This window comes from Paenibacillus allorhizosphaerae (assembly GCF_042659105.1).
In the GTDB taxonomy this organism is placed as follows: Bacteria; Bacillota; Bacilli; order Paenibacillales; family NBRC-103111; genus Paenibacillus_G; species Paenibacillus_G allorhizosphaerae.
In genome coordinates this window covers 269360-294365 of record NZ_JBHSRV010000004.1, presented here as the reverse complement: position 1 = coordinate 294365, position 25006 = coordinate 269360, and the positions used below count along the sequence as shown (strand labels likewise).

Here is a 25006-nt window from a genome sequence, read left to right as displayed (position 1 = left end):
GTCGCCGGGCGGAAGGGATTTTTTGTTTCTCCTGCTTGTAGGCAATCACCTAATGGGCATGCGCACATATACTGTTGTATCGATCATTCATCAAGAAGAAGCGAGGGTTTGCGATGACGGTACAACAGCAAGCATGGAGCGAGCAGCAAATTAGCGGGCAGGCGGGAGAATCCGGCGTTTCCTTTCCATTCGATTCCCGACCCGAACTGAGACCGCCCTATGGGCACTGGCACGAGCACGGGCACGGCTACGGACATTGGCACGGACACGGGTGGTACCCTCCGGTTATTCTTCCTGTTCCGATTCCTACGCCGTATCCTTATCCGTACGGCTATCCGTATGCGGCGGGTACACCGTATCCTTACCCGTATGGCTATCCTTATTCGCCTTACTCCGTATATTGATTTGCGGTGGCATTGCACGAAGCAGAACAGCCTTTCGATCCGTTATTCGGACCGAAAGGCTGTTTATTAGAGCACGTTGCGAAGCATTGCAGTTTGAACAATGGCATATCTAGCAAGCGTTTAATCTTCGTTCAGGCCGTCACGCGCAGGCGGTATGATGATTTCCACCGTTGTCCCTTTGCCGATTTCGCTTAAAATTTTCATTTTTCCCCCATGGTTCTCGATAATTTTGTACGTCACCATGAGGCCGAGGCCCGTTCCTTTTTCTTTGGTCGTATAGAACGGTTCTCCGAGCCTGGGAATGCGGTCCTCCGGAATACCGCAGCCTTGGTCGGTAAACCGCATCAGCAGATGGCCTTCATCGGTCTTCCGCATCTCGATCAAGATTTGTCCGCCGTCCGGCATCGATTCGATCGAGTTATTCAATATATTGATGAAAACTTGCTTGATCTGATTTTCATCGCAATTGATTTCAGGCAAGTCGGGGTCGGTTTCCGTCAATATATCCACATTATGAATAAGGGCCTGCGATCCGGTCAGCATAATCGTATTATGCAGTATGGACGGCGCATCTTTTTGCTGGAACCGGACGGATTGCGGTTTGGCGATGACCAGAAATTCGCTGACGATAAAATTGATCCGGTCGAGTTCTTCCAGCATAATGCTAAAATAACTGTCGAAGCCGCTGACTTTCGACTGCATCAATTGAACAAATCCTTTGAGCGATGTGAGCGGGTTGCGGATTTCATGTGCGACGCCTGCGGCCATTTGTCCGACGACAGACAGCTTCTCGGAACGGAGAATCATTTCTTCCGCCCGCTTGCGTTCGCTGATGTCCTGCCCGATCATATACACGCCGGCAATCTGCTTGCCGACGAAAATCGGAAAATTTTTGACGCTCAGCTCTACGGCACGGCCGTCTTTGCTGATGAACGTGATTTCGTAATGAGGTGTGCCGCCTTTGACCGTTTCGGCGAATTTCTTGGACCATAGGCCGCGGTGCTCCGGCAGGATCATGCCTTCGATCGTCTTCTGAAGAAGGTCTTTCTCGGAGTAGCCCATGACGAAAAACATGGCGGGATTGACGCTGGTGATCGATCCGTTCAAATTCAGCGAGCATATCGGATCCGGGTTATGCTGGAACAACGATTTGTATCTGAATTCGCTTTCCTCGAGCAGTAGCTCGGCTTTCTTCTTCTCGTAAAGCGCTTTGATCATGGCGTACGAACGGGCGAACCGATGATCTTCCTCCTGCGCAAGGATCGTTTCGAAAATATCGTCGTCCTCATCGTTTTCGGATACGCCGTAATCCAGGTTTTTCATCTTATTGAGCAAATGCATCACATTGACGATATGTTCTCCGTGAATCCACGCGGCGGAAGCGGTTTTGTACCGGGAAGTGCCGTCCGAGCGGAGCACGACGACGCCTTTGCGCGGGTCGTACTCGGTGACATGGTTCATATTGACAACATTCATCTGGTCGATGAGCCGAAAGCCTTCTTCATAGAGGAGCTCTTCGATCGCTTCCGTGGAATTCGCCCAATAATATTTATCCGAAACCGTGTGGATGATATATTCTTTATCCCTGATGCATTCGATTTTAACCACTTCGTCCGCGGGAATGATCTTGATGTCGGAACTTTTTTTATCGCGGATAACTGGAATTTTTTGCATATTTTGAAATCACCTGCCTGTCCGCATTCGCTTCATTATATCATGGATGCCGCTATTCTAACAGAATTAATGTTTGCCTGAGGTAGAGTCCAAGCAGGGTAATTAGGAGGGGCGGCACCGTCAAAACGATGCCGGTTTTGAAATACGAGCCCCAGCCGATGCGTACGCCTTTGCGTGACAAAATATGTAGCCAGATCAACGTTGCAAGCGATCCGATCGGGGTCATCTTCGGCCCGAGGTCGCAGCCGATGACGTTGGCGTATATCAATGTCTCCCGAATCGTGCCTTGCGTAATCGTTTCGTCGATGGCCAGAGCGCCGATCATGACGGAAGGGAGGTTGTTCATGACGGAGGACAGCACGGCCGACAGCAATCCCATCCCCATGGTGGCGGCAAGCACGCCATATTGCGAGAACGCGTCAATCCCGGCGGACAGCCACTCGGTGAATCCCGTATTTTTCAAACCGTAAACGACTACGTACATCCCGATGGAAAACAGTACGATTGACCACGGCGCCTCTTTGAGCACCCGCCGTACGTTCATTATACCGCTTCGATGCGCGAACAAAGCAAGCAGCAGCGCGGCGATCCCGGCAATCAGGCAGACCGGAACCCGCAGCGCCTCGCTGAACAAGTAACCGAGAAGCAAGAGCAGTAGGACAAGCCAGGCCATGCGGAACATAAACATATTTTTAATCGCGGAAGCCGGGGGGCTTGCAAGCGACAGATCGTAGCCGGCTGGAATGTGCTTGCGGTAATACCAGTACAGCACCCCCAGGCTGGCTAGCAGGGAGAACGCGTTCGGAAGCAGCATGACGGATGCATACTCCGTAAACGAGATGTGGAAAAAATCGGCGGATACGATATTGACCAGGTTGCTGATGATCAGCGGTATGGATGTGGTGTCGGCAATGAAACCGCTGGCCATGACAAAAGCGATCACCATCGGAGCGGGCAGCTTCAGCGCCCGTACTTGCGCAAGCACGATGGGCGTCAAAATGAGCGCGGCTCCGTCGTTGGCGAAGAAGCAAGATACGAGCGCACCCAGCAATATCGTGAAGATGTACAGCCTTACGCCGTGTCCTCCCGCCAGGCGGACCATATGCAGGGCGGACCATTCGAAAAAGCCGAGCTCGTCGAGCAGCAGCGAAATGACGATGAGCGCAACGAACGTAAGCGTCGCATTCCAGACGATGCCGGTAACCGATATCACGTCCGTCCAGGTTACGACGCCTGACATTAGCGCAGCGGCGGCTCCAAGCACGGCGGGCCAGGCGACGCTGAGTCCGAAGGGCTGCCAGATGACAAGCGTAATCGTGATGAGAAAAAGAGCGATAGAAAGGATAGAAACCATGATGCGCCTCCGGACATGATAAAAAGACATTCATTCCATTATATCAGCCCGGCGATTTGCGCGTAAATGAGAAAAGTAATAATAAAATGAGTTTAATAAATATGTAAAAAATAAATCATATTCGGTTTGTCGAAATTCTGCTAAAATTATTGTATATATTTTTGTAAGCGCTTTTATGTGGCAGCTTGAGGGGAGCTCGACGACGGAGTGAAACGGATTCGAAAACAAAAATGGCTGCGCTATACGCTTTCGGCGTTGGCGGTCAGCGTGCTTCTCACCGTTTATATGATCATGACGGTGGAAGGGGAAGGGCGGGTGCCCAAGTTCGCCATGATGCGGCTGGAAGATATCGGTCCGGGCGGGCAATATGGTTCCCTTGAACAGCTTGGCAAGCTGAGGGCTGTGCTTGAATATCTTCAGGATGAACAAGCGAATTACCATTTGGCGGTTATTCCCAGATGGATCGATATACCGAAAGACGGCCCGCGTTACGATGTACGTCTCGACGATCCGGATAATCCCTACGCGGCGTCGTTTCGCCGGGTGCTGCACGAGGCCGTCGATGGAGGGGCAACGCTTGGCATGCACGGATATACACATCAGGTGGGCGACGTGCGGCGCGACGACGGACACCAGGAATCCGGCATCGGCAATGAGTTTAATGTGGATGGCTTGAAAGAAACGAAGAAAGCCGAGTTTGCGGAACGCCGTGTCAAGGAAGGGCTTGCAATTTTCACGAATATCGGCTTGAAGCCCCAGTTCTGGGAGGCGCCGCACTATCACACGACGGCGGAGCAGGATCGGATGTTCCGATCCTACTTCGGGCTCCATTATCAAGCGGATGTGCAGGCGAACCGGAACGCCCCCGCTGCCCAGTATGCGGGCGGCCGCAATAACGGTTACGGCGCATCGACGCTCGGCGCCGCCTATGTTCCTACGCCGCTTGACTACATTCCGTCCAACAAGGACGAGAAGATGATCCTGGACCGCATGGGGAAAACCGGAATGGTCACCTCGTTTTTCTTTCATCCGTTCTTGGAATTCAAATATATGGAGAAAGTGACGGACTCGGACGGGGAGCCTGTACTGCGAGACGGCATACCGGAGTACCGGTATGCAAGCTCGGGAAAAAGCTTGCTGCACAAGCTGGTTGCGGGACTGAAAGCGAAGGGATACGCGTTTTACTCCATCCAGGATTACGTACCGTTCACTCCGGCGAACAGCATCAAGCTGCCGGCTGTCTCCGGCGGTGCTCGGGAAAAAGGCTATCCGCTGCTCGGGGACGCGAACGGCGACGGCCAGCTCGATATGATTCACCTTGATGCGAAAAGCGGCGTCATTTATGTCACGGAGGGACGGTATCGGGGACTGCGCAATGAAGAATCGCCGGTTCCGACGGAATGGGGGCGCATCGATTACGTGAAAGGATCGGCAGCAGCGGTCAGCGGCCGCGATGATACCGGTCCGTGCACCTTATGGATGGCTAACGCAAGCGGCAAGCTGGAGCGTTATGCTTCGGACGGCAGCCGATTCGTGAAATCCGGTAGTTGGAAGATCGACGCGAGCCGCTGGAGCCGGTTGTACATGCTTCGCCAGCCGAATGGCGATATGGTGGTGGCGGGACTGTCCCTTGACAAGCTGGAGCTGTATGGCTGGCGGATTCGACAAGGCGAAGTACAACCGCTGAAGCCCTACCGGTTCCGAAATGCGCTCAAGAGCGAATTGCAGCCGCGCCAGGACGGAACGATCTTTATCGCGAGGAACAGGGCTTCCTCTGGAATCCAGCTTCGACCGGACCCGGTCTCGCTGGAGTGGAGCTTTGGCCGAACGGATACCGGATTGCCGAATGAAGCAGGTTTGCTCAAGTTCGGCGATTATAACGGCGACGGCCTGGAGGATGCGATTCGGTTCGATCCGGCAACAATGCGGTATACGGTCTATTTGCGCGGAGGCGAAGGGCAGTGGAGGCAGATCTCGACCTTTGGTCCATGGGGACAACCGGGGGCCGATGCGGAGCTGGCGATCGCCGATTTTGACGGAAACGGAAAGAGCGATCTCGGCCTCACGAATCATAAAGACGGATATTTGGATACGGCCTTATCTTTTGTTCATCTAAAATAATACGGTTAGATGGAAGCCCGGTCGTTTGGAACCGGGCTTTCGTGTGCGTTTGGACAAGTAAATCGTTTTTCTTATTGTGCGCGGGAACGGGATAAGGCACAATGGAGAAGCACTGCAGCAAACACTGCAGGATCGTATAGAAAGGACGGTTTCGTTGTGATACATATACTCCGGGAGCAAACCAGGCACTGGAAGCTGATTCTCACGCTTGCGCTGCCATCCGTCATCTCCTTCGCGTCCGGAACGGTAACGGGCACGATCAATTTGATCATGGTGGGACCGATGGGCGCGCTCGTCATCGCCGTTGTCGGCGTTTCGAATATTATTGCGTATAACGCGTGGGCGCTTTGTTCCGGCTTCGGCCATTCCGTCAATTATTTGGTTGCGCAAAATTACGGCGCCGGGGAGATGGATCAGGCCGTCAGGCGCACCTATGTCGCACTCTTTGTCGGGGCGATGGCCGCAATGGCCGCCGTAATCGCAGGTTGGCTCGCACCGAAGCTGATTTTGGAACTGATGGGCGGCTCCGAGGAGCTCGTCGGCGCAGGAACCGCTTATCTTCGCTACCGGCTGTTCGCCGTAGCGTGTTTTACGCTCAGCTTCGTGTTCCACGGCTTCTTCCGGGGAATAGGCGATACGCGCACGCCGATGGCGATGTCCGTCGTGGCGAACGCCGCGATGATTTTTTTTACATATGCGCTTACCTACGGAAAGCTCGGTTTTCCCGAGCTCGGGCTGCCGGGAGCGGGCATGGCCGTATTGATCGGCGAGGCGCTCAGCTTGCTAGGCAGCGCGTACGTTTACTTTTTCCGGCTGCACGGGCGTTACGATACTCGCCGCCGTATCGCGATCGACCGGAAAGAAGCGAAGCTGATTGCGACGGAAAGCGGTAAACTGGGCATCCAGGAGCTTGCGATGAGCATGGCGATGTTTGTATTTACGATGTTTGTAACCAGGCTTGGCACGCATGCGCTGGCAGCGAACGAGATCGCGCTGAATGTCATGGCGTTCGGGTTCATGCCGGCCTTTGCTTTCGGCGCTACGGCGACGATATTGGTCGGCCAGGAGATCGGGCGCGGCGACCCATACAAGGGGCGGCGCATGGGCACCGATGTCGCCGTCTTAGGCAGTTTGTTTCTGCTGGTGCTGGGGCTGATTGAATTTTTGTTCGCCGAAGGGGTGGCTCGCTGGTATACAAGCGATCCGGCCGTGTTTACTTTAGCGGGCGAACTGATCATGATCTCGGCCTTTTTGCAGCTGTTCGACGGCTTGCTGAACTACTATGCCGGGGGCTTGCGCGGGCTGGGCGATACGACCTTTTTGCTGAAGGTATCGCTTGCGCTTAACTGGCTGATGTTTATTCCGTTCGCCTATGTGCTGATTTTCGTCTTCGATCTTGGCAGCATCGGAGCCTGGATTTCACTGTACGCCTTTCTTACCTTCTTTGCGCTTGCCGTTTGCATTCGCTTTTACCGCACCGATTGGGCTGGCGTGCGCGCAAAGCAGGCGGCCGGCAACAGCCATATATGACGGTCTGTAACCCCCTTGGCAATCGCCTCAAATGTCTATAGGCGAAAAGGGGGTTTTTCATAGCGAAAAAGCAGGAATTTTCTGAGGAGTCGGCGAATAAACAACATATTTTATAGGCTTCGAGTAAAAGTTTTTTATCAAGATTAGGCGAATTGTGTCGGCAGGTTCATGCCAGGGGCTGCTTGGCTGCATGTAAAGTCTCGATTTGAAAGGAGGAGGCAGGCTTGGAACAAGACGAAGTGCCCGGCCAAGGGAAACGCTCTCCGCAGCGGATGATCAAGCTGTACAGCACGGTTTTTGCCGTTGCGGCGGCCGCGCTGTTGTTCTATTTGCTGCTGTACGATCTTCCTCCGCCCGCCGGCAAGCTGCCGGACGTACCGCAGCAGAGCCGGACTCAGCCGGAACCGGAAGCGGTAGCACCGTCACCCGTCCCGGGACAAGAGGCGCCGCCTGTGTCTGCGGCAGCTCCAGCCGAGGAGTCGCTTGTCGAGACACCTGCTCCTGAGTCGGTAACGCCCGCGAGGGCAGCCTTGCTTATTGTCATCGATCCGGGCCATCAGCGCAAGGGCAATAACGAGCCCGAACCGGTTGGGCCGGATAGCCGGGCGACGAAGCCGAAGGTGACTTCCGGAACGGTGGGCGTGCATACCCGGAAGCCGGAATATGTTCTTAACCTCGAAGTATCCGAACTTTTAAAGGAACAACTGATTCGGCAAGGGTACGAGGTACGCATGACCAGAGACAGCCATGACGTCGATATCAGCAATAAGGAGCGGGCGAAGATGGCCAATGAGGCCGGGGCCGCGCTTTCGATCCGGATTCATGCCGACGGCGACGCTTCTCCGAAGACGAAAGGCTTCTCCGTACTGTACCCGTCCGCTTCCGTTGCTTCGGCGCGCCCGATCGCGGAGTCGAGCAAAGCGGCAGCGGCTGCGATTTTGAACGGCCTCAAAGAAGTGACCGGCTCGACGGGCAGAGGATTATCGGAACGAAGCGATTTATCCGGCTTTAACTGGTCTGAAGTTCCGGTTGTGCTGGTCGAGCTCGGCTTTATGACCAACCCGGAAGAAGATGCGCTGTTATCCGACCCGGACTACCAAAATAAGCTGGCGAGCGGAATCGTGAAGGGAATTATGCAGTATGTTGAGGCGGGGGAGCTTTAAACATGTTTTGTTGAACGAGAGAGTATACAAGCGTTTCTCCATTGCGCTGCTGCTGCTGCTAGCGCTGGGTACGATCGTGTTCGCAGCCGAACGCGTCTTTTGGCCGGACAAGGCGTATCCTCGAGCGGAAAACGGGATCATAGATCTTTCCGACTGGAATTGGCAGAAGGACGGAACGTTGCCCTTGAACGGTGAATGGTCCTTTTCTTGGCAGCAGCTGCAGCAATCGGAGGCAGACCAGGCTAGCGAGCAATCGCAGCTGCCGGCGCAAACGATCAAAGTTCCCGGTTCCTGGAACGGTACCGTAGTGGATGGAGTCCCGCTCTCCGGCGAAGGCTACGCTACTTACCGGTTGAAGATTATGTTGCCCGAGGGAGAGGACGTGCTAGCGCTGCGCGTGCCAGCTGTGAGCACCTCCTACAAGCTGTGGGTTAACGGTAAAGCGATCGCCTCCGCCGGACTGCTCGGGACAACCGAAGAAAGCGCAGTCCCGCAGTTTGCTCCGGAAGTTGCGGTAGCGCCTACGCTTCATTCCGCGATGGATATCGTTATCGAGGTCGCTAATTTCAGCCATCAGCGGGGAGGGCTTCGGCAGCCGATCGAGCTCGGCACCGCTAAAGACATTATACGCGCGAAGGAAATGGCCGTCGGTTTCGATATGCTCCTCATCGGCTGCCTGCTCATCATGGGTTTGTATCATCTGGGTTTATTTGCCGTCAGAACAAAAGAATGGTCGATGCTGTATTTCGGCTTGTTCTGTTTGCTGTTTAGCATTCGTATGACGCTGCTTGGCGAAATCGTCATTACGAAAGCGATTCCCGGCTTCAACTGGACGCTGGAGATTAATTTGGAATATTTGAGCGCCGCCTTGAGTCTTCCGCTGTTTATTTTGTTTTTTTCCAGCCTGTATCCCGAAGAGAGCGCCCGGTTCATGAACGCCGCCTTTTGCATAGTAACCGTCGGATATTCCATCGTGATTGCGGTGCTGCCTACCTTGATTTTTACGCAGGCGCTTGTCTCGCTGCAGCTGGTCGTAGTTGCGGCGATCGTATATGTGATGAGCATCGCCGTGTTCGCTTGCATCCGCAAACGGGAAGGCAGCGGCATTCTGCTCATATCCTGCCTTGTGCTCGGTACCTCGATCGTCAACGATATGCTCTATGCGCATCAACTGGTCGCCACTACGGACCGGATGTCGGCGTTCGGCCTGCTGATCTTCATTTTCTCCCAGGCAGCTATGCTGTCCATCAAGCTGTCGCGCGCTTTTGTCAGCGTGGAAAAGCTGTCGACGGAGCTTACCGAGCTCAACAACGGATTGAACGAAAAAATCATCGAGCGTACGTACGATTTGGAGCAGGCGAACAAGGCGCTAAAATGGTCGAACGACGAGCTGTCCCGGATGGAAACGTCGCGCAGCCATCTGTTGAGCAACATTTCGCATGATCTGGGTACCCCGATGACGGCGATTCAGTGCTACATCGAGGCGATTCTCGATCGAATGGTCGATACCGAAGAACAGCGGGAGCGCTATCTTCGCGTCATCCACAGCAAGGTGGTCGGGATGGACAGGCTGATTGAAGATTTGTTTCAACTGTCCCAGCTGGAGGCGAGGCAAGTCGCTTTTAAGAAAGAGCCTGTGACCACGGATCTGTTGATCGAGCGGCTGTTCGCCCGTTACGAGCTGGATGCGAGGGGAGCGGGGATTGCGTACACGCTCACAGTGTTCAGGAACGGGGAGAAAGACGAACAATTTTCTTCGGTCGAAGTGGACGCGGAGCGGCTGCATCAGGCTTATTCGAACCTTATTTTCAATGCGATCAAATTTACGCCTTCGGGAGGCTCGATCGCCGTCGAGATGCACGACAACGGAAGCGAAATGCTGGTTAGCGTCAGCGATTCCGGGTCAGGCATTCGGCCCGAAGATTTGCCTTATGTATTCGATCGCTTCTATACAAGCAACAAAGCGCGGAATGATTCGGGCGGAGGGAAGGGGCTCGGCCTCTCTATTTCGAAAGAAATCGTAGAGTATCACGGCGGGCGGATTTGGGTGGATCGAACCGAGGAACAATGCGGAACCGTCATCTGTTTCACGATCCCGACGCAAACAAAGCAAGCAGTTTCGAAAGCAGGTATATATCAGACGGTAGGTGACGGTAGATGACGGCGCAAAAAATTTTAGTAGCAGAGGATGATCCCGAGATTCGGGAAGTGATTCGATTGTATTTGGAAAAAAACGATTATGAGGTCGTCTTGGCGGATAACGGTGAGGATGCCGTTCGATTGGCCAGAGCGGAACTGCCGGATTTGGCAATACTCGACGTGCTGCTTCCGGGGAAAGACGGTTTTGACGTATGCCGCGACATTCGCACGACGTCCTCGGCGCCGATATTGTTTTTGAGCTGCAGGAAGGACGAGAACGATAAAATTACCGGACTGAACATGGGAGGCGACGATTACATTACGAAGCCTTTTAGTCCGAACGAGCTAATGGCGCGGGTTCGGGCCAATTTGCGCCGACCGCATTTGGCCGGCGGAGAAACGGACGCGCAGCCTTTGAAGCTGATGGCGGGCGCCATCCAGATCGATCGCTTGAGCCGCGTCGTCAAGTTGAACGGTCATGAAATTTCGCTATCGCGCAAAGAGTTCGACTTGCTGTGCTATCTGGCTTCCCGTCCGGATCAAACGTTCACCCATGAGCAGCTGTTTAAGGAAATATGGGGCCAGGAGTGCTTCAACGATACGCGCACCATTATTGTACATGTCAGCAATTTGCGGAAAAAAATCGAGCCCGATCCGTCCAATCCCGTTTATATTATCAATGTGCACGGGGTAGGTTACAAATTTGTAAAGACGAGCCCGCAATAATTCGAGCCGGCAAACGACATGCCCCTCCAAAGGAAAGGCGTTTTCATCGAAGCGCCGTTCTTTTGGAGGGTATTTTTATTCAAGCGAGCCCGAGCGGATTATGCCGCTTCGCGTCGATTTATTACTTATACAAAGTAGCTTTAGACAAATAATGCTGAGTATTCGACATCGATTTACATTGAGCATTCCGAGTATAATTATTGGTGTAAGCGTATACATAAAAAGGGAGGCTCATCATTTTGACTACAAAAGTTTCAGCCGGTTTGCTGGCCGCGGCACTAATGGCATCTGTCCTTGCCGGATGCGCGAGCAGCGGGGAGAAGAAAACGGGAGATGCGGCAGCAAAAACACAGGAAGTTAACTACAATGAAGCCGTCACGCTGACGTTCGTTTCCCAATTCGCAGACAATCAGGAGTACTTCAACAAGCTGTACGGCGATCGAATCAAGAAGAAATTCCCGAACGTAACCATTGAATTCATCCCGCGCGGAACCGGAACCGGGATCGCCGATCTGGTGGCATCCGGCAAAAATCCGGACATTATGTACGGCAATTTATCCGATATCGACGGATTCCTGATCGATACGGGCCTCGCCTATGACATGTCCGATCTAGTGAAGAAAAACAATTACGATCTGGGCCGCTTTGACCCCGTTCATATCGATAGCATTCGCAATACGAATCCCGACGGCGCACTATATGGCCTGCCGATGCCGTCTTCCCAGGTACAGGTGATGTTCTACAACAAAGGCCTTTTCGATAAATTCGGTGTACCTTATCCGAAGGACGGCATGACTTGGGATGACACGTACGAACTCGCCAAAAAGATGACACGCGTGGACGGAGGCCAAGCTTATCGCGGCTTCAGCTCCTTTATCGGGGCCATTCTTCGCGACAACCAGCTTTCGATTCCGTATTTGGATCCGAAAGCCGATCAAATATACAACTCCGAGCGGTGGAAAGTGCTGATAGATAATTTGGGACGTTTTTACCAAATTGAAAACAACAACCGCGATCCGAAGAAGCGCTCGCAAACCGAAGAATATACTACGTTCCAGAAAAATATGAACGTAGCGATGCAAGTAAACCAGTTAACCCGTTACTTGGAGTTTCCGGAAGAGCTGAACTGGGATATGGTCACGATCCCGACGTTTAAGGAAGCGCCTAACGTCAGCGCGCAACCGGGCGCGTACTACTGGTACATTTCCCAAACGAACAAGCACAAAGATATTTCGTTTGCCATCATTTCTTACATGCTGTCCGACGAAATTCAGCTGGATATGGCCAAAACGCTCGGACTGGTCCCTTCGCTGAAGAATACGAGCGACATCTTCAAATCGATCGGTCAAGACGTACCGCAGCTGAAAGGGAAAAACATCGGCGCGGTGTACAAATACAAACCGGCCGCAGCGCCTCCGAAGCGGGATAAATCGTTGATCGGAGCGAATCCGAACGAACTCAAGAAGTCGATCGAGAAAGTATTCGACCGCGTTACCTTGGATAAAGTAGACATCAATACGGCGCTGAGAGATGCGTCCGAGGAGATGGCGAAAGCCGTAGAGCAGAAGAAAGCGAATATGAAAAAGTAGGTTAAGCCGAAGAACCCCCTTCCTCTCATCGGAGAAAGGGGGTTTACGCGTAGTATTGATATCCATGATGCTATGTCGGCTTATGGTCTGTCGGTGCTTGCCTGCGAACGGATTCCGGATTCCGGTATGGAGGATTGTTCCGGGGAACTATCCGTTTTTCGGCCCGGGATCAGCACGGTCGTGAGACTGTAGCGCCTTCTGTCGGGAGCAGGCTCGTTGGACAAATGCTTGACGACCGCGGCCGAAAACTCCGCAGCCATTTGCTTCCATTCGGCCTCGCTCAAGTAGAGGGCAACTTGACGGTAGCCAGCGCCGTCGCGTGCCATATCGACCGGCTCTTGCTCGGCATAATCGCCGAATTCACCGAGCAGCTGTGCCATAAACATCATAAAGTAACGGATATGATCGTTCGAATCAAACGACGCCAATTCTTCTTGCGTCAATTCATTGCCGCGCTCGGCAAGCGCATACGTTTTTTCAATCGCGCCGCGCACCCGCTTTTGCTCGACGACGTGCAAAATGCCGGCCTGAACGAGCTTCTGCAATTGGCGGTACAACGTAGCCTGGGGAATATCCGGCAGCCATTCCTGCAGCTGCTGCGTGTTGCGCCGTTTGCCGATCATGGCCTGAATGATTCGCATACGAACAGGGTGCAGGATAAGATTGGCTTTTTCGTTCATAAATCTCCCCCGTTTTCGATATGTTATACAAAATGATAATAAAACAATGCAGGGAGATTAGCAAATCCGTGAGCGGATCATAACCCGGACCAACGGCCTTATAAACCGAGGCGTTCGACGAAAATTTCGGTTCGCGATACCAATGATACCAACGATGAGGATGACGTAATAAAGAAGCCGCGGCGTAACCTCGTTACGCCGCGGCTTTGCACTATAGAAACTTCCGGTTATGCTTCTTCCCGTCATACGTGAACAGAACGGGTTTTGACTCGACGACCGATTCCAGATGAACCGTCTTGCCCCATAGCTGCTGAATGTAAGGGATCGTACGCTCCACGTATTTGAGATCCAGCTCCATGCCCTCGTACATGTGCTTCAGGTATAATTCTCCGTTCCTTTCGTAATCCCCGTTATCGACGACAATGTACGGAAAGCCGCCGTTCACACGGGAGTATACGAGCTGGTCGCGGATGTTCTCCCACGATTTATCGGTAATTTTCCACTCCGGTCCTTTTTTCTCGAAAACGTACAAATCCAGCTCGTCGCACAGTTTTTTCGTCATGTAATTGCGGATGAAAGAGAGGTCGGAGTCGTACTCGCGTACCTCGAATATTTTTTTGCGGCCTTCGCCGCCTTCGCGTCTGAACCGTTCCCGCTCTTCTTTGGTCGGATTATCCCATCGTTTCTCGATATCCTCGAATATTTTGAGTCCGAGATAATACGGATTGAGACTATGCTGCGACGGCACGACGACGGAAGAGTTTAGCTTGGCATACTCGATCGTCTCGTCATCCGTCAAATCCAGTTCACGTAAAATGCGCTGGTGCCAGTACGACGCCCAGCCTTCGTTCATGATCTTCGTTTCGAGCTGCGGCCAAAAATAAAGCATCTCATCCCGAAGCATCGTCAAGATGTCGCGCTGCCAATCCTTCAAATAATGGGCATGCTCTTCGATGAACAGCATGACGTCTTTTTGACGGACGGGCGGGAACTTGGGAGGCTGCTCCGGTTTGTCGGACGGCGTCTTGCCCCGATCGTCGAGATCCCACAAATCTTCATAGCCGAATCGACGTTCCTTGGCTTCTTTGAATGAGGTGACGGATGAGTCGCGCTCTTCGCGCTGCCGGTGATACGGTTTGGAGATGAGCGGGTCGACATGCTCTTGAATGGCCAGCACGGCGTCGATGAACTTTTCGACCTCGTCCATGCCGTATTCGATCTCGTACTGCCGGATGCGCTCCGCGGTGGCGGACATGCTCTCAACCATATTGCGGTTCGTTTTGGAGAAGCGGACGTTGTTTTTGAAGAAGTCGCAGTGTGCCAGCACGTGCGCCACGATCAGCTTATTTTGAATCAGCGAATTGCCGTCCAGCAGGAAGGCGTAGCACGGGTCAGAATTAATAACCAGCTCATATATTTTGCTGAGCCCGAAATCGTACTGCATTTTCATTTTGTGAAACGACTTGCCGAAGCTCCAATGGCTGAAGCGCGTAGGCATTCCGTACGCGCCGAACGTGTAGATGATATCCGCCGGACATATTTCGTAGCGCATCGGATAAAAATCGAGCCCGAAGCCTTCGGCGATTTCGGTAATTTCGGCAATGGAATACTCTAGCTGCTTCATGTAATCGGCATGGTTCATCGGGCTGCACTCCCTTCGGCGCTTTTCGGGAAAAACGTTTTGAGTGCCCGGTACACTTCGCCTTTTTCGCGAATGACGTAATGCACGAATTTCGGATCATGAATATTGCGGTAGCTGGACATGAGCGTGCTGCTGCGGTTGTATTGATTCACTTCGCCGTAGCCGAACAGATTGCTGCGCTTGACCAGCTCGCCGATCAGCTTGACGCACCGTTCGTTGTCCGAGGTCAAATTATCCCCGTCGGAGAAATGAAACGGATAAATATTGTACCGCGACGGAGGGTATTTGCGGTCGATCAGGTCGACGGCGAGCTGGTAGGCCGATGAGCATATGGTGCCGCCGCTCTCCCCTTTGGTGAAAAATTCCTCCTCGGTTACTTCCTTCGCTTCCGTATGATGCGCAATGAATATAATTTCCACATGCTCGTATTTTGTGCGCAAAAATCGTGTCATCCAGAAGAAAAAGCTTCTGGCGATATATTTTTCGAACGAGCCCATGGAGCCCGACGTATCCATCATCGCCAAAATGAGCGCGTTGGAGTGGGGCGTTACGATATCTTCCCACGTGCGGAAACGCAGATCGTCCGGGCTGATCCCATGAATCCCCGGATGGCCGTCGCGGGAATTGCGCCGCAAATTTTCGAGAATGGTTCGCTTTTTATCGATATTGGACATGATGCCCTTCTTGCGCACATCATTGAAAATGATGTCTTTGGTCATCACGTTTTGTTTCTCTTTTTGCTGCAGGTTCGGCAGCTCCAGCTCCTCGAAGAGCATCGTCTGAAGCTGCTCCATCTCTACTTCCGCGTCGTAGTAGTCTTCGCCGGCCCGGTCGCCTGCGCCTTCGCCTTTGCCAGCGCCGCTTGCCGGCTGCGGGTCTACGCCGAGCACATCGCCCACTTGACTGTCTCCGTCTCCCTGGCCTACATGTTTGCTCTTGTTGTAATTGTAACGGAGACGGTATTCGTCCAGGCTGCGGATCGGCACTTTGACGATTTGCTTACCGTCGGACATAATGATGCTTTCGTCTGCTACAAGGTCCGGGAGGTTTTGTTTTATCGCCTCGCGGACTTTTTCCTGATGGCGGGTTTGATCCTGATAACCTTTACGGTGCAAGGACCAGTCCTCACGGGAAACGGTAAATAACGGTTCGGTCATGCGGGACACCTCCTGAAGGTTCGGTCTTCCGTAAAATCGACTTCGGATGAAAGTAATGTCGAGGGCAGGCATCGTCAAGTATGATGCGACAGCCGCGACTGAGGTGACATACGAAAGAGCTTGCAAGCGGCAAAAAGTGCTTGTTACTAAATATATTCAAGCAACGTGAGGATATGTGAGTGGAACAGGAGCCTAATTTGTGCGGAATATTCTGAAAAATGCCGGATGTGTCATTTTCAAAATTTTTTTTGGCTGGTTTCCATTCATCATTGTCGTTTTCGGCTGTGTCCGCGTGGTAATACTGATAGGAATGGCCCGGGCAAAAGCTTAGCAGCGGTTCGCATGATCGTGGTACAATGAGTAAAGGTCCAAACTCCAAACCAAAGGGAGGTCGAGTATCGTGTCAAATCCAAACGAAAACAATACTCACACCTACCAAGATTGGTTAACCTGGTCAGCGAAAGCGAAGATTATTCACCGGATCATATCACGCAACCCGATCTCTCGGTTATATGCTCCAAGGATCAAATATCCAAGAATGGTTGTTACGGTGCGCCGACAATGATCATTGAAGTGCTGTCTCCATCCACCGCATTGAAGGATTTTAACGAGAAGTTCAACTTATATCAGAAGTATGGGGTGCAGGAGTATTGGATTGTCGATCCCGGTAATCGAACGGTTCTTCAGGGAGGCAGTTACCAAGTACGCCATTTGTATACGGAGCAGGAAACGGTCCAATCCATCGTATTTAAAGAGTTGAAGGTGCCCATGAACGGGCTGTTCAGTCTGGAGTAGTGAAGCGTTATGGAATACTGGATTGCAAATTCGTGTTTCGCTGCTCGGAAAAAGGTCATTGCACCTTGTATCCCGCAGTGGCTACACTGTATCAAAAGAAACAATAGATTGCCTGATCTCCGCTGCCGTATCGGAAATCGGGCAATCTTTCATTACGCATTACCGCAGCATTTCTTGTACTTTCGACCGGTAAGGTCGGTACGTCCTGGACTTCCAACCGCATTTCACCAGCCAATTTGGCGTAGTAGATCGTATCATTCGGCGTCCATGCCATTGCGGCTAGCGAGCTCACGGACAAGTTCATCGCCATAAAAAGTATCGACCGAGCACGGAGAACAACATCCTTTCCAGTTTGATTTCAATACTATCGATATGGCTATAATTAAAATATACATTAGTAGAGTATAGTTGTTCCAAACCATAGGTCCGTCATTACTTTTACCGATAAAATGTCAAGGAAGGAGCGGCATCAATGGCGTCGTCAAATAATCGCAGAAAGCTCGCACAGACAGAGCTTGAACCTCACCTGAAAGAAGAAGAAATCCGAAATATCCTTCACGCCGCAGATAGTCTTGTCAGTCTTGGGGGACGAACCATGCTGGCCAAAATTTTGAAGGGTTCCCGCGATAAAAAGCTGCTGGAGCTCGGGTTGGATAATAACGTAGCCTACGGCTACTATCGTTCACTTACCATAGAGCAAATTACCGAGCGGGTCGACTGGATGATCAAGAATGATTTTCTTGAACTCGAATACCGGGGGGATATGCCGATACTATATTTTACGGATAAAGGTTGGACCATTCAACGTGACCAGGCGGCCGGCCTGCTGCTTCAGCAGTGGAAACGGTGGGTTCAAGAGGGGATCGCGGAAGCGGATATGTCCTATCTGAAAGATCGCAATCGCGGCATGATTTTGATATTTTTGCAAAAGATTGCCGCAACGTGCGATGACCGGTTTATTCCGCTGCTTGAGCGGTGGGAATTGATAGATTATCAAAAAGTGAAGAAAGCGATACGCCAGGTCGTCATGCATTTGAAAAACAAAGAGACAAGCCCGCTGCTCCTCGAAGATGCGCCTCAAGCCGACGTCTCCACCGAGCTGCTCCTTCAGCCGCGCAGCAGCGAGCGTATCAAGTGCTGGGAGTGTGGAGATCGTTTCGATTGGACGGTGGAGGAACAGGACATTTTCCGGATGCGGGGCTGGGAGCCACCCAAACGTTGTGCTTCTTGCCGGGAAGAACGCCGTAAATTGCGCGATTCCGATTGGTAAACGTAGCACAAACGTATGGGTTTGCACATAAAAGGACCTGTCGGTGATCTTCCCGCTAGGTTTTTATTAATTGATCCCGTCAATCGTAACCGCATGAATATTATGATGTGACAGAAACCAATAATACTCCCCGAAAAACCAAGATTTGACCGTTTTATTCCCCGGCCTCCTGTGTTATATTACAAAGTCAATTATTGATTGCCTGAAGTATACTTACGGGAGGGTTCAGATTGCTTCATAATCTTAAGTATCCTTTGAAGTCCGTTCGCGGAAAAATCATACTCTCTTTACTTATATTCATCCTTATTCCGATTACGATCATTATATATAACGTCTACGCCTCCAGCCAGGATGTCGTGCGCCGCGAGGTGTACCAGCGGGAGCAGGAGTCCGTCAAGCTTGCGGCGGATCATATCGACGCGGCCGCGGCCCGCATGCTGAACGCCTCTCATGTGCAGCGACACAAAACTACACAAATAAAATTACCGAAAAAGAGTATGTATATCGATTTAATTAAGCGCACTTATGTCATGTCAATTTGACACAAGTGTGCTTAATTAATAAGCGCACGACACAAGTATACTTTAATAAAGCTCCGGAATGAGGCAGTTGTGGAACGGGCAGGATAATGCAACAAAATAATTCAATATCGTCATTAAAGATATATTTCTATGGATTTGTTTTCAATGCCGAAAATTTCCCGAATTTCACCGTAGCAGTCGATTTTCCTTCCGTGGAGCAGTAGTAAAAAACCGGCTCTGTTCGCATCGATTGCGAAAGAGCCGTTTTTCATTTTTCTTTGATTTTCTCGAAAAAGATGCCTAACCTACTAAAAAATGTGCCAGGACATATTCACAAAATAGGGAGATTTGTACATGTGTCTTACCTTTTGGTCTCGCAACACCAGTTGTTCATTTAATAAATCAATGTGAGCTGTTATTTATGGATAACCCGATAATACGAAAAAAAACCAATTCTTCAAGGAACATTTATTCAATCTATTCCGCTAAATCACTGAGCTTGTTCATTATTAATGACGGTATTATCATCCCCTTTATTACCGCCATTACCGCCAAAATGAGCTCCAAGCTGACCCACATTGCCCAGATAACCACCGACATCCATGCCAACACCCTGATTTCCAAGATGTCCGCCCGCATGAACGCCTGCCCCATATCCGCCAAGATGCCCGCCTGTATGAACGCCAATACCCTGATTTCCAAGATGTCCGCCCGCATGAACGCCTGCTCCATATTCGCCGAGATGCCCGCCTGTATGAACGCCAATTCCCTGATATGAATTGAAACAATCGCAAAAGCAAAATATTTATTTCTTGGAAATTATTTTATTATTCTGCCCGTTAGCCCGGACAAATCTCCTGATTTTGTAAACAAGTAAAAGGAGCTGCCGCAGCAGCTCTTTCGTCGTTCTTTATGAACTTGTTTACGCAAGGATTGCTCGAACGTAAGTAATTACTAAAGCGCTATTTAATCGGGATACCTGCAGAACAGGAACTTCAAAGTACTTCAGCTTGCAGATCCGCACGAGTCGCCTTGACGTAAATCATCGTTGTATCCAGACTATCGTGTCCCATAATTTGCGCCAAGCGGTGCAACGGAGTGTTCTCTGCCATTACGTACCCGAACCGGTGCCGTAGATCGTGGGCGCTCAATCCTTCCAGTCGCGCTGCTTTCATGTATTTTTGAATCAAATGGCGTAAAGCTCGTTCGGTTAATCGATCGCCAGTTTTCTCCGAAGGAAACAGATAAGGACTGTCCGGAGGGAGGGATGCCAGATATTTTTCCAATGCTGCTCTGCATGTAGCGTTCAAAGGTACTTCCCGCTGTTTATTTCGTTTTCCAGACCGCACCCTAAGCTGACCGCTGCGTTTCCCGATTTGAATATCGCCGGGAGCCAGGTCGCATACTTCCATTGTTCGCAAGCCGGTGTGAAACATCACGATAAGAATTGTATGATCCCGAATCGAACCGCCATGCTCGGCCGAAGCGATCAATGCAGCTTCTTCCTTATCTGTCATCTGCCGAGGGCTTACCTTTTCTTCCGGAACCAATTTGACCGGCTTTGAAGGATCACGCAGAATCCTGGATTCCGACGCGGCCCACTCAAAAAAACGTTTCAGTGTTATAAGTCGCCGGTTAATGGTTGTCGGTTTCAATTCCATCACTTTTTGAGCGGCTTCCCGGTATCGTGTTAATGTTGGAGTAGCGACATCTTCAATGCGAAATAAAACTTCTTCCTCTTGGAGGTCGGCTGTCTCAAACCAACCGATAAAATGTTTCAAGTCGCTTGCATATTCCTTTATCGTTTTGGGATTCAAATCCTCGTGGATGGTGAGAGTGTTTATGAAATCCTGAATCGTCTGCTCCCCCTGTTCCGAAATCGCGGTCGTCTTTATCATTAGCAAAGCCTCCAAATCTTGACTTACATTAGCGGACATGGTATTCTTATCTTAACCGATACATTAGCGGACATCAAGTACGTGTTCAGAAAATGCCTAATGACCGCTAATCTTTATTAGTGGTCATCGAAATGATCGTGTTCAATAAATTATTTTTTGGAGGAATCCTATGCAAACAGGTACAGTTAAATGGTTTAACGCTGAAAAAGGCTTCGGCTTTATCGAAATCGAAGACGGAAACGATGTGTTCGTTCATTTCAGCGCGATTGAGGGTGATGGTTACAAATCGTTGGATGAAGGCCAACGCGTCCAGTTCAATGTGGCCCAAGGTAATCGTGGACCGCAGGCTGAGAACGTTTCTAAAGTTTATTAAATCTTTCAAGCTGCCCTAAACGTCGGGCAGCTTTTTGTTTATTCCTGCTTGCATCCATGCACGAATGCAGTCATTTTCGTAATTAAAATAATATAAGCGAGGTATCGCAAATGAACAAAGAGCAATTAGTGGAAGAAGTAGCTAAATCTAGTGGATTTTCAAAAAAGAATGCTGAAAAAGCAGTAACGCATGTACTGGATTCGATTTTTGAAGCTTTAAAGCAAGGCAAAGAAGTTCAACTAGTTGGCTTCGGAAAATTTGATGTCCGTAGTCGTGAAGCACGCATGGGAAGAAGCCGAAAAACCGGTGAAAAGGTGGAACTTCCGGCGGGTAAAGTTCCTGTATTCACGGCAGGAATCACTCTGAAAAAAGCTTTAAATTAAGCTTAACGCCACCAAATGCTAATATAAAATAAAGATGTGACCACATCAGAAAAGCGGTTTTTTATCAAAACAAGTACACATGATTCGAACGTTAGTGTCGTATTTTCTACCATTGATGACATTATTAATTTTTATTCCAACAAACAGAGTTTGCAGAGCAAAGTGGACGATCTGAACAATTTAAAGAATCACACAAGCAAGGAAAGGGGTGGTTGGAGAAATGATTCTTTACAACCGACCTGTAAGGACAATTAAGAAGAGTTCGTGGTTGATAATGATTTCCTGCGTTTTTTCTTCATTTTTCTTCACCGTTTGGGGGGCATGCCTTTTGCTTGGCTGCCTCCTTTACATTGCCTTTTCGAATCGAAAGGTCAGAAACCTCTTGGTAAGTTCGGGAAATTCATTGCAGCGAGTGGTTTCCAAGAAAAGGGGACGCTTCCGGAGCTGCCGCTGACGGCCGTGCAGGGCTTTTACAAGCATTGGAAGGAAGCCGATCTGCCGATTAACCGCGACCAGGTGCTGTTCTTCCCGGGACCGGGAGAAGATGAAGTGCTGGTCAATATGACGCGTGTTCAAGGCTTCGACGGAACCAAGGTGGAAGATTTGACGGAGGCAGAGGAAATCGGGCGCAAGCAGGTGCTGATGGTCGCCGACTTTATGACGAAGCGGCTCCCCGGCTTCGGGAAAGCGTCGATTTCCCAAGTGGGAGCGCAAATCGGGATTCGCGAGACGCGGCGGCTCGACGGCGTTTACAGCCTGCAGATCGACGACGTGACGAGCGGACGCCGGTTCGACGACGTCATCGCCCGCAGCGGCTATCCGATCGACATTCACGATCCGAAGAATAAGGGCGTGACCGCCGCCTGGATTGCCGGCGACGGGGCCCTACGACATCCCTTACCGCTGCCTGCTGCCGAAGCGGATTCAGAACTTGCTTGCCGGCGGACGGTGCATCTCCACTACGCATGAAGCGCTCGCGACGACGCGCCTTTCCCCGAGCTGCATGGCTACGGGGCAAGCGGCCGGCACGGCGGCGGGCCTTGCCATCAGGCACAACATGAGCCCCCAGGAGCTGGACGTCAGCGTGCTGCAGCGGCAGCTGCGCGCGGACGGCGCATTGCTCGATTAATCATAAGCCTTATCGTCTCCGGTACGTCTCCGGGTGCGATAAGGCTTTTTGATGTCATCTGGGTGATGCTATCGGCAATTCCATGTCTCATCCCGAATGTTCCTGCTGAAGCATCCGCGGCTCTTTTGACTGAATTCGCTTGATTCCGTCATCCTGTACCCGATTTGCCGATACTTGTAGTATGATAATGTATACCGAAACGTCGAAGGAGAATGACGGCCATGTCTATCCGCAAAAAGCTGCTGTTGTCCCATATCGCCATGATTATCATTCCCGTCGTCGTCTTTGTGCTGACGGCGATGCTGCTCGTTTCCTCGCTGATGCGGAGCATGACCGGGACAAATCCGGGGCAAGACCAACATTTGTTTCCGGCCGAGGCATTCGCCAGAAACAACGAGATGTTCGCCGGACTCGCCTTTATGGCCGATTACAGACCGGATACGATAGCGGACGCCGCTTTCTTGCAGCAGACCGAGCGCCGGCTTCAGGAACTCAATGCGGGGATCGCTGTTATCCGGAGCGGAAAGCTGGTGTACGCGTCCTCGCTTCTTGGGGAGCGCGGCCCGATAGAGGCATTCCTCAGCAGCGATGTGGAGCCGGGAGAGCAGCGGTTTCAAGGAAAGCTCGAGTTAAACGGGAAGCAATTTACGGTGCAAAAGCACAAGTTTACATTTGAAAACCAAACGCCCGGGGTCATATACTTTTTCGGAGACGTCGGTCCGACGATGCGCTTCTTTCGCCTGTTTTTTCCGCTGCTGTTCGTGACGCTGCTGCTAGTCATCGGGCTTACGAACGGTTTGCTGACTTATGTGCTGTCGCGCAGTATCGTGCGGCCGCTGAAGACGTTGAAAGAAGCGGCGGAGCATATACGCGAAGGAGATTTGGAGCACAAGCTTGCGCCGGGACGGAAGGACGAGATTGGCGAGCTCAGCGACGCTTTCGAAGAGATGCGGCACCGCTTGCGGGAATCGATCCATACGCAGCTCCAATACGAGACAAACCGCAAAGAACTGCTGGCGAACATTACGCACGATCTGAAAACGCCGATCACCGCGATTGGCGCATGCGTCGACGGACTCCGGGACGGCATCGCCGATACGCCGGAGAAGCGAATGAAATACCTCCAAAGCATTCACAAAAAAGTATCCGACCTGAACCATCTGATCGATGAACTGTTTTTGTTTTCCAAGCTTGATTTGAAGAAGCTTTCGTTTCATTATGAACCAATGGACATTGCCGCTTATTTGCACGATACGGTAGCGGAGCTGCGCCTCGACCCGCAGAACCATAGCGCCCGTTTCTCGTATCGCAGCGATGCCCGCGGGCCGGTTATCGTCATGGCGGACCGCGATAAAATAACGAGAGTCGTAACGAACATCGTAAATAACAGCATCCATTACGCCGATAAACAACCCATCGAGATACGGGTGGAGTTGACCGAGCGGGACGACGACGTTATCGTGCAAGTATCCGACAACGGACGCGGCATCGAGACCGAAGCTTTGCCCCAAATTTTCGATCGCTTTTATCGCGCCGATCCTTCACGGAGCCGCAATACGGGCGGCAGCGGACTCGGGCTCGCCATCGTCAAGCAGATCGTGGAGGAGCACGGGGGAACGACATGGGCGGAAAGCAGGGCAGGCGAAGGAACGGACATTTTCTTTACTTTAACTAAATCGGGAAAGCGGCAGGTGGGAACCGGTGACGAGAATATTGATCATTGAAGACGATGAAGTGATCGCGGATGTGCAAAAAGATTATTTGGAAGCGGGCGGCTTCGAGGTGGAGATCGCATCGGACGGAAATACCGGCCTGCATAAAGCGCTGAACGAGCCGTATCAATTGATTTTGCTGGACCTGATGCTTCCGGAAAAGGACGGATATGAAATTTGCAAGCAGGTGCGGAGCAAAAAAAACGTCCCGATTTTGCTGGTTTCCGCGAGGAAAGAGGAAGTGGACAAAATCAGAGGGCTCGGTTTGGGCGCAGACGATTATATCGTCAAACCGTTCAGTATCGGAGAGCTGGTTGCCCGCGTGAAGGCGCATCTCGCCCGTTACGACAGGTTGGTGTCGCAGGGCACTGAGGAGACGGAGGCTGGTTCACCCAAGGACATCGTCCGCATCAAAGGCATCCGAATTGACAAACGGTCGCGTAAAGTGTTCGTCGACGATCAGGAGGTAACGTTCACTTCGAAAGAGTACGATCTCCTACTGCATTTGGTGGCGCATCCGAACAGGGTATTCACGAAGGAGCAGCTGTTCGAGAGCATCTGGGGGCTTGATTCGATGGGCGATCTCGCTACGGTTACCGTCCACATCAGCAAGCTGCGGGAAAAAATCGAACCGATTCCTGCCAAGCCGCAATACATCGAAACGATATGGGGCGTCGGCTACAGATTCAATCTGTAAGCCCGGCGCTTTTTTTGCAAGGATCAGGCATTACGTGAAGGTATATTCG

Annotated in this window: 23 protein-coding genes; 17 read left to right on the top strand and 6 right to left on the bottom strand. The window is 51.4% G+C overall.

Features of this window, described 5'->3' with window-relative positions; all coding sequences use genetic code 11:
• Positions 1-113 precede the first annotated feature (113 nt).
• Complete coding sequence (locus ACFQI7_RS17685; protein ID WP_218098153.1) at positions 114-404, top strand: hypothetical protein; 291 nt, start codon at positions 114-116, stop codon at positions 402-404.
• A 120-nt stretch (positions 405-524) separates the two neighbouring features.
• On the opposite strand, the gene ACFQI7_RS17680 is transcribed toward ACFQI7_RS17685, so the two are convergent.
• Both ACFQI7_RS17680 and ACFQI7_RS17675 read right to left on the bottom strand, forming a co-directional pair.
• On the bottom strand, positions 525-2078 hold the full coding sequence (locus ACFQI7_RS17680) for an ATP-binding protein (protein WP_218098152.1): 1554 nt from the start codon (positions 2076-2078) through the stop codon (positions 525-527).
• Between the two features lie 52 nt (positions 2079-2130).
• Entirely contained in the window at positions 2131-3432 is a 1302-nt protein-coding gene (locus tag ACFQI7_RS17675; RefSeq protein WP_218098151.1) for an arsenic transporter, read from the bottom strand.
• A gap of 207 nt (positions 3433-3639) precedes the next feature.
• On the opposite strand from ACFQI7_RS17675, the gene ACFQI7_RS17670 reads away from it, so the two are divergent.
• From ACFQI7_RS17670 to ACFQI7_RS17645, 6 genes are all read left to right on the top strand, one after another.
• Positions 3640-5553: a DUF2334 domain-containing protein gene (locus ACFQI7_RS17670; RefSeq protein WP_218098150.1), complete on the top strand. Its 1914-nt coding sequence runs from the start codon at positions 3640-3642 to the stop codon at positions 5551-5553.
• Between the two features lie 156 nt (positions 5554-5709).
• Positions 5710-7083, top strand: coding sequence for an MATE family efflux transporter (locus tag ACFQI7_RS17665; protein WP_230414782.1), 1374 nt, complete (start codon positions 5710-5712; stop codon positions 7081-7083).
• Between the two features lie 224 nt (positions 7084-7307).
• Positions 7308-8246 (top strand): N-acetylmuramoyl-L-alanine amidase family protein, encoded by a 939-nt coding sequence (locus ACFQI7_RS17660; RefSeq protein WP_230414780.1) that lies wholly within the window; start codon positions 7308-7310, stop codon positions 8244-8246.
• 7 nt (positions 8247-8253) lie between these two features.
• Positions 8254-10407, top strand: coding sequence for an ATP-binding protein (locus ACFQI7_RS17655; protein ID WP_230414779.1), 2154 nt, complete (start codon positions 8254-8256; stop codon positions 10405-10407).
• Positions 10404-11111, top strand: a complete 708-nt coding sequence (locus tag ACFQI7_RS17650) for a response regulator transcription factor (RefSeq protein WP_218098147.1) — start codon at positions 10404-10406, stop codon at positions 11109-11111. Before ACFQI7_RS17655 ends, ACFQI7_RS17650 begins: the two co-directional genes overlap by 4 nt.
• A gap of 239 nt (positions 11112-11350) precedes the next feature.
• Complete coding sequence (locus tag ACFQI7_RS17645; protein WP_218098146.1) at positions 11351-12700, top strand: ABC transporter substrate-binding protein; 1350 nt, start codon at positions 11351-11353, stop codon at positions 12698-12700.
• 80 nt (positions 12701-12780) lie between these two features.
• On the opposite strand, the gene ACFQI7_RS17640 is transcribed toward ACFQI7_RS17645, so the two are convergent.
• The 3 genes from ACFQI7_RS17640 to yhbH form a co-directional block, all read right to left on the bottom strand.
• Positions 12781-13380 carry a helix-turn-helix domain-containing protein gene (locus tag ACFQI7_RS17640; protein ID WP_218098145.1) on the bottom strand — a complete coding sequence of 200 codons (600 nt, stop codon included), beginning with the start codon at positions 13378-13380 and terminating at the stop codon, positions 12781-12783.
• A gap of 211 nt (positions 13381-13591) precedes the next feature.
• Complete coding sequence (locus ACFQI7_RS17635; RefSeq protein ID WP_218098144.1) at positions 13592-15022, bottom strand: SpoVR family protein; 1431 nt, start codon at positions 15020-15022, stop codon at positions 13592-13594.
• Positions 15019-16179: a sporulation protein YhbH gene (gene yhbH, locus ACFQI7_RS17630; protein ID WP_218098143.1), complete on the bottom strand. Its 1161-nt coding sequence runs from the start codon at positions 16177-16179 to the stop codon at positions 15019-15021. The genes ACFQI7_RS17635 and yhbH overlap by 4 nt, the downstream gene beginning before the upstream one ends.
• Before the next feature lie 441 nt (positions 16180-16620).
• Between yhbH and ACFQI7_RS17625 the strand changes: the two genes are divergently transcribed.
• The 4 genes from ACFQI7_RS17625 to ACFQI7_RS17610 all read left to right on the top strand — a co-directional run bounded on the left by ACFQI7_RS17625 (position 16621) and on the right by ACFQI7_RS17610 (position 19543).
• Positions 16621-16974 (top strand): Uma2 family endonuclease, encoded by a 354-nt coding sequence (locus tag ACFQI7_RS17625; protein ID WP_218098142.1) that lies wholly within the window; start codon positions 16621-16623, stop codon positions 16972-16974.
• A 472-nt stretch (positions 16975-17446) separates the two neighbouring features.
• Positions 17447-18244, top strand: coding sequence for an RQC-minor-1 family DNA-binding protein (locus ACFQI7_RS17620; RefSeq protein ID WP_218098141.1), 798 nt, complete (start codon positions 17447-17449; stop codon positions 18242-18244).
• 230 nt (positions 18245-18474) lie between these two features.
• A complete protein-coding gene (locus ACFQI7_RS17615) occupies positions 18475-18786 on the top strand; it encodes a hypothetical protein (protein ID WP_218098140.1) in 312 nt (103 codons plus the stop codon).
• Between the two features lie 400 nt (positions 18787-19186).
• The gene (locus ACFQI7_RS17610) at positions 19187-19543 is read left to right on the top strand and encodes a hypothetical protein (RefSeq protein WP_218098139.1); all 357 of its coding nucleotides are present in this window, start codon (positions 19187-19189) and stop codon (positions 19541-19543) included.
• A gap of 217 nt (positions 19544-19760) precedes the next feature.
• Here ACFQI7_RS17610 and ACFQI7_RS17605 read toward each other — a convergent pair whose 3' ends face one another.
• Complete coding sequence (locus tag ACFQI7_RS17605; RefSeq protein WP_218098361.1) at positions 19761-20663, bottom strand: tyrosine-type recombinase/integrase; 903 nt, start codon at positions 20661-20663, stop codon at positions 19761-19763.
• Between the two features lie 169 nt (positions 20664-20832).
• Between ACFQI7_RS17605 and ACFQI7_RS17600 the strand changes: the two genes are divergently transcribed.
• The 6 genes from ACFQI7_RS17600 (at position 20833) to ACFQI7_RS17575 (ending at position 24957) form a co-directional block, all read left to right on the top strand.
• Positions 20833-21036, top strand: a complete 204-nt coding sequence (locus tag ACFQI7_RS17600; protein ID WP_143799921.1) for a cold-shock protein — start codon at positions 20833-20835, stop codon at positions 21034-21036.
• Positions 21037-21146: 110 nt separating this feature from the next.
• Positions 21147-21419 (top strand): HU family DNA-binding protein, encoded by a 273-nt coding sequence (locus ACFQI7_RS17595; protein WP_218098138.1) that lies wholly within the window; start codon positions 21147-21149, stop codon positions 21417-21419.
• Positions 21420-21740: 321 nt separating this feature from the next.
• A complete protein-coding gene (locus tag ACFQI7_RS17590; RefSeq protein ID WP_377517246.1) occupies positions 21741-22388 on the top strand; it encodes an FAD-dependent oxidoreductase in 648 nt (215 codons plus the stop codon).
• The gene (locus tag ACFQI7_RS17585) at positions 22288-22548 is read left to right on the top strand and encodes an FAD-dependent oxidoreductase (RefSeq protein WP_377517244.1); all 261 of its coding nucleotides are present in this window, start codon (positions 22288-22290) and stop codon (positions 22546-22548) included. The genes ACFQI7_RS17590 and ACFQI7_RS17585 overlap by 101 nt, the downstream gene beginning before the upstream one ends.
• Positions 22549-22769: 221 nt before the next feature.
• The gene (locus ACFQI7_RS17580) at positions 22770-24272 is read left to right on the top strand and encodes a sensor histidine kinase (protein ID WP_218098137.1); all 1503 of its coding nucleotides are present in this window, start codon (positions 22770-22772) and stop codon (positions 24270-24272) included.
• Positions 24250-24957 carry a response regulator transcription factor gene (locus tag ACFQI7_RS17575; RefSeq protein ID WP_218098136.1) on the top strand — a complete coding sequence of 236 codons (708 nt, stop codon included), beginning with the start codon at positions 24250-24252 and terminating at the stop codon, positions 24955-24957. Before ACFQI7_RS17580 ends, ACFQI7_RS17575 begins: the two co-directional genes overlap by 23 nt.
• Positions 24958-25006 lie beyond the last annotated feature (49 nt).